Raw genomic sequence first — 12,624 nt, 5'->3', positions numbered from 1 at the left:
TTCAAGCATTGGTTCAGATGGGGGAATAAATTCTCTTGGACACGCCCCATCAACCATGATACCTTTTCCACGACCTTCATGGCATCCTCCTCGGTTCCGTTTTGCTGGTTACAAAACTATACCAGGAAATACCTTGAAGGTCAATAATTACAATATGTTATTTTGCCTTTTTTGGTAAAAATAAATCATCCCTCTTTTTGCAAGAGGCTCCTTTTATATGAGATTAAATCAAACAGGGTGATTTCCGGCGGCGCCAGAAAGCGCATGGGCGGGCCCCAGGTTCCGGTGCCGCGGCTTACGTAAAGTGCTGAATTGTTCGGCAAATTGAAATAGCCGGCCTGCATGGGGAAGATAAGACCCGTCACCAAGGAAAACGGGAATATCTGCCCCTTGTGGGTGTGGCCAGAGAGCTGCAAGTCGAAGGCTCCCAAAGAATCTTTGGCTATCACGGGCCGATGATAAAGAATAAGGGTGAATTTATCCGTTGGCAGCCCACTCAGCACCTTGCTAAAAGAATCACCCGTTGCCTGGCTTCTGCCTGTCACCACAACGTCATCAAATCCGGCAATGTTGATAATGTCGCCGACAGTTCGCCCCTCTCCGCGTAATACCGTAAATCCGGCCTGTTTGGTAAAATCCAGCGCCCGCGCAAGACCGGCATATAACTCATGATTTCCTGTAACGGCATACTTGCCAAGCCGGGGCGAATAATTTTTAAAATATTGCAGGGCATTAAATAGGCTGTCATTCTGGCCATCCACCAGGTCCCCGGTGGATACCAGGATGTCCGGGTCACAAACTTTCAACTGGTCAACAACCTTCTTCAGTCGCTCGCCCTGCATAACCATTCCGATATGGAGATCAGAAATCTGGGCGATCCTGATTCTTCCCACGGATGCAGGGATCTTCGCCGATTTTACGATGATTTTTTCTATTCTTACCTCTCTGGCCTCAAAAAGTCCGTAGATAAAAATAGTCAGGGAAATAAAGAGGGTAATGAATAAAAGCGGCTGCGGCGCAGGAAGTAAAAGGCGTAAATCCCGTGACGAAAGATATTCGGCCAGATAATGCAGGAGGCGGTAGCAATCAAACAGCAGGGAAAGGGAAAAAAAGCAAAAAAGAAAGCCCATCCAGCTATAGCAGAAAAAAGCCGAAACACGGGCCAATACATGACTCCCTTGGCGCTCTATTATGTTTACGAGCAGCGGGGCAATAATCATCAAGGCAAGAAAAAAAACCAGACAGGCCAATGCCGGCCATGGGGGATGGAGCGCTGCTTTCAACTTGCCGAAAAAATAGTAATGCACCGCGCCATAAGTTAAGAAAAAGAACAAAAACACAAACGTCATCTATTTTCCTTGTTCCGGCAAAGGCATGCCCAGCAGACCGGCGGCATTCCGGCAAAATACTTTTTGTTTTTCTTCCGGTCCAAACCCGGCGCGATCAAGGAGCACATTGAGAATTTCCAGCTCCCGGCGATGTCCAAACCAGGGCCAGTCGGTTCCAAAGATGATATGATCCGGTCCGTGTATTTTCAGGAGGCCGACGAAATCCTCTGCCGAGAGGGTATAGGCGGCGCCGGATGTATCCAGATAGAGATTTCCCGCGGGCGTAAGATGTTTGAATATTTCCTCCGTCGGCGCGGCCAACCCACCCATATGGGCCATCAGAAAATCAACGCCCGGATAGGCCTTGACGAGATCCCCCAGCATGGCGGGTGCAGTGTCAAATTCGGGAGCTGTCCCGAAAAACTTGTGGGCTTGATAAAGGGTGTCTATGATGACGAAAAAATGACCATCTTGAAACCTGTTCGCATCTTCTATCAACCGGAAGAGGTCATGCGTCTCCGCCGCCGGAACGGAAAAACCCTGCGAGAAGGAGCAGAGCTTGATCGCCCGCACCCCCTCCAAAGACAATCGGGAAAGTTCCTCTTCATTGGCGGAGAATTGGGGATGAAGGGTGCCGGCCGTGAAAAAAAAATCATCTCCGGCGGCTATTTCCCGGAAAGCGATGTTGATTTCCCGCACCTTATCCACGGCCGCCGTGGGAAGGAGCAGACAGGCATCCACCCCTGCCGGGCGGCTTTCCTCCTGCAAAGCGGTTGCACTAATCCGCTGCTGCGCCCCGGCGACATCAAGGTGCAATTTATCAACCAATGCCGGCCGCCCGGAAACATTGGCAATGACCTGCGGAGTAAAGATATGGGCGTGGGCGTCAATAATCATATTATCTCTTCTTCATATTCCGAGCTCGCGGATTTCCCGCAGCACATGCAGTGATTTTACCTCTTTGCCGAGCAGATGGGCGATAAAGCGCTCCAGAAAATGCCTGCTTTCTCTGGCACCCTGTTCAGAAAGCATCAGACAACATAGCTTCTCCCGCTCCAAATCCTTCCCCAAAAGCATTGACTTAACAGTTCCTGTTGATACACCGAGGAAATCATAGTCCCGGGGTGAACAAGTCTCGCATTTCAGCCCCCCCTCGCGGACGCTGAAATGGTACATGGCGCCGTTCTCGACAGGCGCCTGACAGGCCACACAGCGGTCCAGCACTGGCTCATAGCCCACAAGCCGCAGGAGGCGCAGTTCAAAAAACCGGACGATGTCTTCGGAGACGTTTCCGAGGTCAAGCAGTTCCAGAAAATCGCCCAGCAGATGGAACAATTCCGGATTGGCCTTGTTTTCCAACGTAAACTGATCTGTAATATCAACCATATAGGAGGCATAGAGGGTTTTATTCAGATCCAATCTGATGCGGGGATAATGCTTACTGACCGTTCCCGCCTCAACAAAGGCCAGCCCTTCCGGTCGGCGGCGAGAAAAAAGGAGCTCCAGGCAGGAAAAAGGTTCCAGGGTATTGGCAAACCGTTTCGTGCTCCGGCGGGCGCCTTTGGCAATGCCTTTTACTTTGCCGAATTCGGCGGTGTAAAAGGTAACAATCCGATCCGATTCCCCATAATCAAGGGTGCGCAGAACAATTGCTTCCGTCTGGTAGTTGGTGCGGGAGTTCATAATATCCGCTTAAATTGCCCCTTCCCGGTATCTTATTTCTCCGCCAACCATTGTCAAGACAGCCTTTCCGCGCATCTCCCAACCGGCAAAGGGCGTGTTTCTGCCCCGGGAACGAAATGCCGAAGGGGCAACCCGCCATACCTTGCCGAGATCAATCACGGTCAGATCGGCGGCAGATCCAACTTTCAGCGTGCCGCCCGGTATCTGCAGAATCCTTGCCGGTTCCGTGGCCATCCCGGCAATCAGTTGCCCTATGGTCAGAATCCCCTCCTCCACGAGCCTTAACCCGAGGGCCAGCGAGGTCTCCAGGCCGCTGATCCCGAAAGCGGCATAATCGAATTCTACTTCCTTATCGGTGCGGCCGTGGGGTGCATGATCACTGGCAATCACATCTATGGTGCCGTCCCGGAGGCCTTCTTTGATGGCCCGGACGTCATCATGAGTGCGCAAGGGCGGATTGACCTTTCCGTTGGTGTCATACTCCGCCAGAAATTCATCGGTCAGAGAAAAATAATGCGGCGCCGTTTCGGCAGTCACCTTAATACCCCTTTTTTTGGCGTCCCGCACCAGAGCGACCGCCTCTTTAGTGCTTACATGGGCGATGTGCACCGCCGTTTTGGTAAAGTCAGCCAGGATAATATCCCGAGACACCATGACATCTTCCGCTATGCCGGGAATGCCAGCCAGTCCCAGACGGGTGGCGGCAATGCCCTCGTGCATCGTTCCTCCCGCCGACAGGTGCAGATCCTCACAATGGGAAATAACAGGCATGCCGAGCGAAGCGGCGTATTCCAGGGCGCGACGCATAATCCCGGCATCCATGACGGGCTTTCCGTCATCAGATAAGGCGATCGCCCCGGCATCCTTCAGATCACCAAACTCGGCCAGTTGCTTCCCCTCTGATCCCTTGGTAATGGCGGCGATGGGGTAAATGTGCACCAAACCGCACTCCAGAGATTTTCGCTTGATGAATTCCGTCACGGCGCGATTATCGTTTACTGGCTTTGTGTTCGGCATACAGGCCAGTGCGGTGAATCCACCGGCTAAGGCTGCCTGGCTCCCGCTCTCGATAGTCTCCTTATATTCGAACCCTGGTTCCCTTAAGTGGGTGTGCATATCTATGAGACCGGGCGTTATTACCATGCCTTTTAAATCGAGCAACGTAAGATCGGCAATTTTGCTGCGGCGGGCGGCGGCAATTGTTTTAAAGATCTTTTCTTCTATGCGGGCAATGCGGCCGTTTTCCACCAGGATGTCCAGCGGACCGGAGTCCAGCTCTTGGGAAGGATCAACCACCCTCGCACCCTTAAGCAAGTAGTTCATGAGTTTCCTCCGTAAGCAGATAAAGCAGCGCCATCCGCACCGCCACGCCATTGGTAACCTGATCCAGGATAACAGAATAGGGACCATCAGCAATATCGGGAGAAATTTCCACCCCCCGGTTAACCGGTCCCGGATGCATCACCAACACATCTTTCTTAGCCAGCCCGATATTGCGGGAATTTAAACTGAAGTAGGCGGCATATTCACGTAACGATGGGAATATATTATGACTCTCCCTCTCCGTCTGAATTCTCAGCATCATGATAATGTCGGCATCCCGAATGGCATCATTTATGGCATAAGAAACAGTTACGCCCATTTCTTCAATGCCCCGCGGGATCATGGTCGCGGGACCCGCCACGGCCACTTTCGCGCCCATTTTGGTCAGACCGAGGATATTGGAACGGGCGACGCGGCTGTGGCCGATATCGCCCACGATGGCTACCTTCAGACCGGCGATTTTCCCTTTCCGTGTGCGAATCGTCAGCATATCCAGCAGGGCCTGGGTCGGGTGCTCATGGGCGCCATCGCCGGCATTGATTATCGAGGGTTTTATCATCCGGGCCAGCAGGTGGGGAGCTCCCGCGGCACTGTGGCGGATCACGATGATATCGGGATTCATGGCCTCCAGATTCCGGGCGGTGTCAATGAGCGTCTCCCCCTTGACAACGCTGCTCGTCGAGGCGGCTATATTGACGGTATCGGCGCTTAATCTTTTGCCGGCAATCTCAAAGGACGTTCTCGTTCTGGTACTGGCCTCGTAAAAAAGATTGATGACCGTCTTGCCACGCAAGGTGGGGACCTTCTTTATCTCCCGCGTGGAAACCTCTAAGAAGGAATCGGCCGTATCGAGGATAAGATTGATCTCCTCCACCGAAAGATCCTGCATCCCGAGAATATCTTTCTTCTGTAATTTCATCTATCTGCCCTCAAGTAGCGTTTTCAACTACCACTTCGTTTATCCCCTCTTTCTCGGCCAGATTAACCGCTACCGCTTCCCAGAGGGAGGAAGGCAGGTTCTTGCCCACAAAGTCCGCCCGAATGGGCAGTTCCCTGTGTCCCCGGTCAATCAGCACCGCCAGTTGGATGAGCCTGGGCCGGCCGAAATCAATCAGGGCATCCATGGCGGCCCTGATGGTCCGGCCCGTAAAGAGGACGTCGTCCACCAGCACCACTTTCTTTTCATCCAGAGAAAAGGGAACGTCTGTCCTTCCCGGCCTCGGTTTCTCACGACTGGAGTGCAAATCATCGCGGTAGAGAGTTATGTCAAGGATACCCAGCGGTACAACAATGCCTTCAATATCGGCAATCTTCTTTTGCAGTCTTTGCGCCAAAAAAACCCCGCCGGTCCTGATGCCGACCAGCACCATTCCCTCCACACCCTTGTTTCTCTCCAGCATCTCGTAAGCAATCCTGGTTAAGGCCCGGTCTATGCCTTCCTCATCCATCACCACCCGTTTTGGCTTCATTCCTTATCCCCTGGTAAAAAAAAACCTCCTCACCCGACAATGAGAAGGCTAATTAATAAGTTTATCTTTGATAGAACCGTCCATAGGTGGTCCTTTTTTAATCTCTCGGGATCAACTTTTTCTAAATACAATGAGCCAAACATAACTGTCAAGCAAAATCGCGCTGTAAATTGCTGTAGAGCTGATTCTTATTTCTATTGACATCTATTAGAAAAGAATAATAAAAACAAAAAAACTTATGAACCGGGTCAGATAAAATTGAAATTTATCATTCTTGCGTTGCTCAATTCAGGCCTCCTGGTAGCGTTTTTCTATTTGCTGCGCAAGCCTCATCTCCTTTCCTATCAGCAGGGGGGCCGGATCTGGCTCACCTACCTGGCCGTGGGCGTCATCACCTTGATGGATCAGTTTTCATCCATCTTTTATGCCCCGGCCGAAGCCTTTCGCTTTATCGGCTTAAGCGCTATCGTCTTTATCGCCGTCACCAGCCTGCTGGTCCGCTTTATCAGCACCCGGCTGACAGAAATTGCGGAAATTCTTGAGCATAACGAGCTAATAGGCGGAGGTGTTTACTCTTTTTCCTACCTCGTCTTAGGGCCGATGGTTTCTTTTGTCGCCGTATCTTCCATTATGGTTGATTATATCCTTACCGCCTGCATGTCGGCCGTCAGCGCCGTGTCGAACGCCACTTCGTTTTTCCCCATTGATCCGGCAACGACGATGTTCCTGGTGCTGGGCATCATCTGGGGGGTGGCCGGCTTGAATATTATGGGAATCAGGGAAAATGCCAGATTTACCTTTATGATCTTTATCGGCGCCGTTTTCGTGATTCTCAACCTCATCATCTCGGGTGTTTTAAATCTGGACGCCACTTCCATCGGCAATATGAGCCTGTCGGTCACCCAGACCGTAAAAACCGTCTCCACCGGCTCGATTCTGAATAACTACGGTAATTTCATTAGAAGTACGGCTTTTTGCATCCTGGCCTATTCCGGGGTGGAGTCTGTTCTCCAGACCGCAGGCTTTGTGCAGAGTTGGAAAGAAATCAGGAAGGCGTACTGGTTCCTGTTCTTGACGGTGGGGTTTGTAACGCCGCTTGTGGCCGCCCTGGCGTTATCAAGCGGCATTGACTTCAAGGCTCATGAAGGAGATCTGATTACCTACTACGCCACGCTGCTCAACGGCGTTCCTTTTGGCATAGCCGTTGGGGCTATAGCCAGCTTCACCCTGACTATGGCCGTAAATACCGCTTTCGTGGCTTCCAGTGAACTCATGGAACGGGTAGCACACCGGTATGGATTTCTCTGGCTCATTGCCACCAACCGTCAGCAAGCCCTCTACCGCATACATCTGTGCAGCGCCACCTTTTTTACGATCATCATTTTTCTCACCATGGGCAACCAGGCGCAATTGGCCAATATGTACGCCCTCGGACTTATCGCCTCCTTCAGCATCAATATGGGCTCCCTGATCCTCTACCGTTATTTTAAGGGCAAGTCCGAGGGAATGACTTACTCCACCAGCCGTCTCGGCACCTTGCTGCTTTTTATTGTTCTGGTCAGTTGCTTTGTTTTTCTGGCCATAGACAAGCCTCATGCCACGGCGCTTTGGGCCACCGTAACAGGAGTGATGCTCCTCATTGGGTTCATCATCGCCAAGAAGCGTTCCCCGGAGATAAAACAGATTGAACAGGGGGATAATGAAATGGGCATGGTTCTCTATCTCGGAGAATCGGAGGAAGAAGAGGTTCATCTGTTCTTCCGGAGGTCCCAGGAGACGGACAGGGCGCACCTGAAAAATAATGAGGTCTATATCACGTTTTATTCACCCCGCGTGGGAGGCCTGCCCCCGAAAGTAGCGCCCAATCACTTTCGTTTGCCTTTGACCAAGATCAGTCTCTATCATCGCATCGTGGCGGTTTTGAGGGTAGTGGAGTATGAAATGGGCGATCGCCGGGTAGTAGTGCACTTTGGTTGGCCCATGTCTTCCTGGCTCGACCGCATGTCAACCGGGGTGATGGTTTATAATCTGCTCCAGTTGCCCCGCTACTTCCCAAATTTCAATTTCGACATCCAGTACAGCAAAAGTTTCTCCGTATTTAGAGGTAAAACTCATAATTGAAAATAATTGATCGTTACATACTGCGGGAAATAGCTGGCCCTTTTTTCATGAGTCTCGGCATCATGACGTTTGTCCTGCTGCTCGGGAAAATTCTGCAACTAATGGATCTGATGGTCAACAAAGGGGTAACTGTCCTGGCTATCGCCAGCCTCGTTTTTTATTTAATGCCCTACTTTCTGCTCTTTACCATCCCCATTTCCCTGCTGCTGGCCATTCTGACCGGTCTGGGCAGGCTCTCCGCCGACAATGAAATTACTGTTTTAAAAGGGGCCGGTCTGAGCCTTTACCGGCTGTTATATCCCCTTGCCCTGGCTTCCAGCCTGGCCTTTCTGATCACGCTATCGCTCAGCCTGTTTTTCGTCCCGGCCAGTAACTATGCCACCAGGAATCTCATCTATAATATCGTGAGACAGAATGCCAGCGTCGGCATCAAAGAAAAGATATTCAATGACAATTTCAAGGGATTGCTACTCTACACCAACCATATTCCCGCCCACGGCAAATTTATGGAAGGCATTATTATCTCCGACAACCGCATCAGCAAGAAACCAAACACTATCTTTGCCGACAAAGCTTACCTTATCTCCGATCCAGAATCTCTGCTGGTCAGCTTAAGACTCGAAGGGGGGAGTACCCATATCATTGATATGAAACGTAAATCATACAGCAAAATGGATTTCAGCTCCTACGACATAAATTTGGATCTGGAATCATCCCTGGTTGAGACAAATAAAAAGACTGCCAAGAATAGTACGGAGATGACCGCCGCCGAACTGATGGCAAAAATCGAGGCGCCCGGTGGAGACGAAGCGGCCAATAGAGAGCTGGCTGTGGAATTGAATAAAAAATTTACCATGCCCCTTACCTGCCTGATATTTGGCCTTTTGGGGTTGCCGATCGGCATTAAGGCCAAGAAATCAGCCAAGGCCTGGGGCTTCACAATGGGCCTCATTATTGTGCTGCTCTACTATCTCTCACAATTGTGCGGCACGGCCTTAACCGAAACCGGTAAAATATCGGTCTGGCTGGGATTATGGTTTCCCAACTTTCTCTTTACCAGCGCCGGTCTCTACCTCCTGCATACAACCGCCCGGGAAAAAGGAACCTGGATTGGTGTCATCCAGGGGCGCTTATCAAACCTGCGGCAACGGTTGCGGAGGTCAAAATGACCATTCTTGATCGTTATTGTGCGAAAGAATTTCTGCGGTTTCTGGCGATCATCGTTATCTCCTTTATCTCCCTGTATCTGATTATTGATTTCTTCGAAAAGATCAGAATGTTCCTCAGTAATCAGGCTAATATTTATCAGATGGTCTCCTTTTTTTTCTGCAGCATGCCCATGATCATCTGGCAGATACTGCCCGCCAGCGTCCTGATGGCCGCCTTAATCGCCTTCGGCTCTCTCTCCCGTCACAGTGAAATAATCGCCATGAAGGCTTGCGGTGTCAGCCTTCACCGCACGGCGGCGCCGATAATCGTTATTGCCTTTCTTGTCTGCTGCCTTTCCTTTATCATCAGTGAATTCGTTACCCCCTACACAAATCAAAAGGCCAATCATATCAAACTGGTGGAAATACAAAAACACGCTATGGCGAGCGCCTTCAGAGAGAATCAAATCTGGTATCGCGGGAAGGAAGGGATATACAACTTTAAGGTCTTCGACAGGCGTACCAGCAGTCTGCAGGGGATAACCATTTACTACGTTGATAACAAGCTTCATTTAGTTAAGCGGATTGATGCGGAAAGAGGAGAATGGCGGAGCGGAAAATGGATTTTCTATAACGTGATCGCCACCTCCTTCACACCAGGAACATTTCCGGAATTGCAGGCCATACCTTACCAGGTCGTGTCTCTGCCGGAACATCCGGATAATTTCATGGGCATCCAAAAAGATGCCGAAAACATGGGCTATCTGGAATTAAGAAGATATATAAGGAATATTCAGTCCGAAGGTTACGATGCGACTAATTACCGCGTGGATTTGTACGGAAAGCTGGCCTTCCCACTCGTAAATATCATCATGGCCTTAATCGGCCTGGCCTCGGCCCTGCGCGGTGAAAGCAGGGGCAGCCAAGCCCAGGGACTGGCTGCCGGCATCATCATCGGCTTTTCCTACTGGATTGTCTTCGCCTTTACTATCTCTTTAGGTCGGGCCGGGGTATTGCCACCACTGTTAGCGGCCTGGTCCGCCAATATTCTCTTCGGTCTGACGGCCGGTCTGCTGTTCCTCCGCGTCCGCACATAGCCGGGCTGAACCAAATTAAATCATTATTATACTCGAACCGGTTTCCAGATCCCGTTATGGAGATAGAGTCTTGAAAAAGGTTCATCGCTTGAAAGGACCAGGGGTCCAAACGCTGTTGAATCCATATTCTCATTAATATCATCATATTGAGGATCCCACGGTTCAAGGATAACGGGACCGCCTTTTGACTGAATCATGCGGGGATACCTTGCGTCACCCCAGGGCCGTGTCTCCCACTCTCTTTTCAATGAATCGGCGTCAGGATAATCGAGGAGCTCATGCATCGTTACTATGGTCGGCGGCGATAACGGGATTGTGCCTTTCAGGTTGGCCTCAAGGGCATCCGCGGGACTTATCCATATTCCCTTCTCTGTCTCCCGCCTGTCGGGCAGGCATGATTGTCCCGGAGGCATTATCGCGACAAAGAACAGGGTGTCGAAATGATATTTCATGAGTTTTGGCGTGATCCAATGGGACCAGCGTGACAGGGAGGCAAGGTTTAATATCCATCCTGAGGAAGATATCAAATGCCGAAACCACAGGTCTTGAAGTCCGTCACTGATACGGATATTATTTGCCTGTTCCAGTAAAGGTAACGATCCATTGCGCGCGATAAGAACCCCGGCCTCTTCAAAGGTCTCACGTATGCCTGCCACGCAATAACCCAAGGCATCCTCGCCGGCAATATTACTTCCTCCGAAACGCCGTGAAACCTCTTCCATATCCATTTCAATATGATCTCTCCAGAAGCGTAGATCCCTGTCATCCTCTTCAAGAACCCCTCCGGGAAATACATAACTGCCGGGGAAAAAACTGCTTTTACTGTTTCTTTTGAGCAGATAAGCCTGAAGACCCTTATGATTATCCTGTATTAGCACTATTGTGGCAGCAGGTCTCGGTGGGCTTTGAAGCCGGTTGTCTTTTGTATTATCTTCTGAAATAACCATTATATCAGTCTCACCCCCCCTCTTCACCCAGTTCTTCTTTGAGTCGGGCAAAATAGTCCTTGATGTATCTGTAGTCCTGTAGGGCCAGGTTTCTAGTCTCTGGAAGCGCAAGTCCCTCCCAACGGGCTTCGATATCATCGAGCATGTAGTCTATGGGTTTCTTTCCGTAAAAGTGCCGGATATACCTCAGAACCCCCACAACCCCCAGGGTATCAATCTTATCCGCATCGTACAGAATCTTGGACTCAAGGGTCGTTCTCTCCTCCGGGGTAGCGCCTACGTCGTGCACACGTATTGCATGCAAGACCGGGTCTCGCCTTTCCTTCGGGAAGTTTATCCGTTCGAGCACCGGCTCTGCCTTCTGGGCGCTGAGAGCACCGTGAACCTTGTCATCAATATAATGGCGCCCGAGATCGTGCAGATAGACTGCCGCAACCAGCACCTCGAGGTCTGCACCCAGCTTTTCCCCGAGGCGGATGCAGCGCCTCAGCACACGAAGGACGTGATCCTTAGCGTGGACTTCAGATGGTGAGGGTGCTTTCTGCATCTCGATGGCGAGTTCTTTCTCAAGCGCCGGAATCCAGTGTTGCCAACTATTTGCCTGATTGTCCACGCTACCTCCCCTTGTTGTCTCTATCTCCTAACTGATCTTGATGCCCAACAAAAAAATAATGGGGCTCTGTCCCTAATTCTTTGTCCCGCCGCTGTCCCTTTCAGGTTCATCAGGTAACTGGGCACCATGCCATACAGCAACGATCCATACGGTCCTATCCTTAGTTCTATAGAAAAAACGATACGGCCTTACAATTACCTCGCGAAAAGGTAAGTCCAGGAACTCCGGTAGCAGCCTTCCGGACTCGGGAAACCCCCTAAGACGGGAAAGCGTTTTCTCTGCCTTTTGGCGAAAGCTTACCGCCGCCGAGGGATTGTCTTTATGAATATAGGCAATCGCTTCAAGAAACTGGCGACGACCTGTAGGGGTAAATAGGATTTTCAAGGTTTTGCCGCCTCGAGAAAACGGTCAGCCTCTTTAAGCACGTCGTCAATCTCATGACCTATACCTGCCGCTATTTCTTTCTCCCCTCTGGCCAACAAGTGCAAAACATCCATTTCGTACCGTGAGTTCTGATAGGCTTCCATGCTGACCATGACTGCTGCTGCCCTTCCTCGTTGGGTAATGAAAACAGGTTCTCTCGAAGATGACACACTCTTGACCACATCGCTGGCGTTTTGTCTAAGATCGGAAATTGGTATAATTTTGGGAACGGTTAGCATTGGTTGTACCTCCTATAATGATACTAACAGTACTACCAACGGATAACTTCGTCAAGAGTCTATTCCATCTATTTTTGGGTAACGCAAAAGCTCACTGGGAGCGGCGTTGAGCCGCGATCCATTGTAGCGCCTTGTTATGCATCATCTATTCTTCAAATACTCCTCGATTATCTGCTGGTGTTTGGCTACGTAATTGCAGCTAGGCTCTTCTCCGCACTTTCGACATTTCAAGT

13 protein-coding genes are annotated in these 12,624 nt (G+C 50.6%); 3 read left to right on the top strand and 10 right to left on the bottom strand.

Annotated features, from left to right (window positions below):
- Window positions 1-185: 185 nt before the first annotated feature.
- Genes NT140_03750 through pyrR form a run of 6 tightly spaced genes read right to left on the bottom strand, consistent with a single transcriptional unit; the run spans window position 186 to window position 5,803 of the window.
- Window positions 186-1,349, bottom strand: a complete 1,164-nt coding sequence (locus NT140_03750) for a metallophosphoesterase (protein ID MCX5830994.1) — start codon at window positions 1,347-1,349, stop codon at window positions 186-188.
- Entirely contained in the window at window positions 1,350-2,225 is an 876-nt protein-coding gene (locus NT140_03745; protein ID MCX5830993.1) for an amidohydrolase family protein, read from the bottom strand.
- Between the two features lie 12 nt (window positions 2,226-2,237).
- Window positions 2,238-3,011: a DNA repair protein RecO gene (recO, locus tag NT140_03740; GenBank protein ID MCX5830992.1), complete on the bottom strand. Its 774-nt coding sequence runs from the start codon at window positions 3,009-3,011 to the stop codon at window positions 2,238-2,240.
- 9 nt (window positions 3,012-3,020) lie between these two features.
- Window positions 3,021-4,334 carry a dihydroorotase gene (locus NT140_03735; GenBank protein ID MCX5830991.1) on the bottom strand — a complete coding sequence of 438 codons (1,314 nt, stop codon included), beginning with the start codon at window positions 4,332-4,334 and terminating at the stop codon, window positions 3,021-3,023.
- On the bottom strand, window positions 4,318-5,253 hold the full coding sequence (locus tag NT140_03730) for an aspartate carbamoyltransferase catalytic subunit (protein ID MCX5830990.1): 936 nt from the start codon (window positions 5,251-5,253) through the stop codon (window positions 4,318-4,320). Before NT140_03730 ends, NT140_03735 begins: the two co-directional genes overlap by 17 nt.
- A gap of 10 nt (window positions 5,254-5,263) precedes the next feature.
- Window positions 5,264-5,803 carry a bifunctional pyr operon transcriptional regulator/uracil phosphoribosyltransferase PyrR gene (pyrR, locus tag NT140_03725; protein MCX5830989.1) on the bottom strand — a complete coding sequence of 180 codons (540 nt, stop codon included), beginning with the start codon at window positions 5,801-5,803 and terminating at the stop codon, window positions 5,264-5,266.
- Window positions 5,804-6,061: 258 nt separating this feature from the next.
- On the opposite strand from pyrR, the gene NT140_03720 reads away from it, so the two are divergent.
- Genes NT140_03720 through lptG form a run of 3 tightly spaced genes read left to right on the top strand, consistent with a single transcriptional unit; the run spans window position 6,062 to window position 10,169 of the window.
- Entirely contained in the window at window positions 6,062-7,924 is a 1,863-nt protein-coding gene (locus tag NT140_03720; GenBank protein MCX5830988.1) for an amino acid permease, read from the top strand.
- A complete protein-coding gene (gene lptF / locus NT140_03715; protein MCX5830987.1) occupies window positions 7,921-9,093 on the top strand; it encodes an LPS export ABC transporter permease LptF in 1,173 nt (390 codons plus the stop codon). The genes NT140_03720 and lptF overlap by 4 nt, the downstream gene beginning before the upstream one ends.
- Complete coding sequence (lptG, locus tag NT140_03710; protein ID MCX5830986.1) at window positions 9,090-10,169, top strand: LPS export ABC transporter permease LptG; 1,080 nt, start codon at window positions 9,090-9,092, stop codon at window positions 10,167-10,169. Before lptF ends, lptG begins: the two co-directional genes overlap by 4 nt.
- Before the next feature lie 26 nt (window positions 10,170-10,195).
- Here the strand turns inward: lptG and NT140_03705 are convergent, their stop codons facing one another.
- The 4 genes from NT140_03705 to NT140_03690 form a co-directional block, all read right to left on the bottom strand.
- The gene (locus NT140_03705) at window positions 10,196-11,116 is read right to left on the bottom strand and encodes a hypothetical protein (GenBank protein MCX5830985.1); all 921 of its coding nucleotides are present in this window, start codon (window positions 11,114-11,116) and stop codon (window positions 10,196-10,198) included.
- A gap of 10 nt (window positions 11,117-11,126) precedes the next feature.
- Entirely contained in the window at window positions 11,127-11,729 is a 603-nt protein-coding gene (locus NT140_03700; GenBank protein ID MCX5830984.1) for an HD domain-containing protein, read from the bottom strand.
- Window positions 11,730-11,801: 72 nt separating this feature from the next.
- The gene (locus NT140_03695; protein MCX5830983.1) at window positions 11,802-12,113 is read right to left on the bottom strand and encodes a type II toxin-antitoxin system RelE/ParE family toxin; all 312 of its coding nucleotides are present in this window, start codon (window positions 12,111-12,113) and stop codon (window positions 11,802-11,804) included.
- A complete protein-coding gene (locus NT140_03690) occupies window positions 12,110-12,391 on the bottom strand; it encodes a type II toxin-antitoxin system Phd/YefM family antitoxin (protein ID MCX5830982.1) in 282 nt (93 codons plus the stop codon). The genes NT140_03695 and NT140_03690 overlap by 4 nt, the downstream gene beginning before the upstream one ends.
- Window positions 12,392-12,624 lie beyond the last annotated feature (233 nt).

The sequence above is a fragment of the Deltaproteobacteria bacterium genome, from assembly GCA_026388415.1.
Lineage (GTDB): Bacteria > Desulfobacterota > Syntrophia > Syntrophales > JACQWR01 > JAPLJV01.
Note: the sequence above shows the minus strand (reverse complement) of the source record. Positions and strands in the feature narration are given on the sequence as shown.

Excerpts from the sequence above, each read along its gene's own strand:
- NT140_03735 (MCX5830991.1), bottom strand. The coding sequence starts at position 4,334 with ATGAACTACTTGCTTAAGGGTGCGAGGGTGGTTGATCCTTCCCAAGAG.
- lptG (MCX5830986.1), top strand. The coding sequence starts at position 9,090 with ATGACCATTCTTGATCGTTATTGTGCGAAAGAATTTCTGCGGTTTCTG.
- recO (MCX5830992.1), bottom strand. The coding sequence starts at position 3,011 with ATGAACTCCCGCACCAACTACCAGACGGAAGCAATTGTTCTGCGCACC.
- pyrR (MCX5830989.1), bottom strand. The coding sequence starts at position 5,803 with ATGAAGCCAAAACGGGTGGTGATGGATGAGGAAGGCATAGACCGGGCC.
- NT140_03690 (MCX5830982.1), bottom strand. The coding sequence starts at position 12,391 with ATGCTAACCGTTCCCAAAATTATACCAATTTCCGATCTTAGACAAAAC.
- NT140_03750 (MCX5830994.1), bottom strand. The coding sequence starts at position 1,349 with ATGACGTTTGTGTTTTTGTTCTTTTTCTTAACTTATGGCGCGGTGCAT.
- NT140_03745 (MCX5830993.1), bottom strand. The coding sequence starts at position 2,225 with ATGATTATTGACGCCCACGCCCATATCTTTACTCCGCAGGTCATTGCC.
- NT140_03705 (MCX5830985.1), bottom strand. The coding sequence starts at position 11,116 with ATGGTTATTTCAGAAGATAATACAAAAGACAACCGGCTTCAAAGCCCA.
- NT140_03730 (MCX5830990.1), bottom strand. The coding sequence starts at position 5,253 with ATGAAATTACAGAAGAAAGATATTCTCGGGATGCAGGATCTTTCGGTG.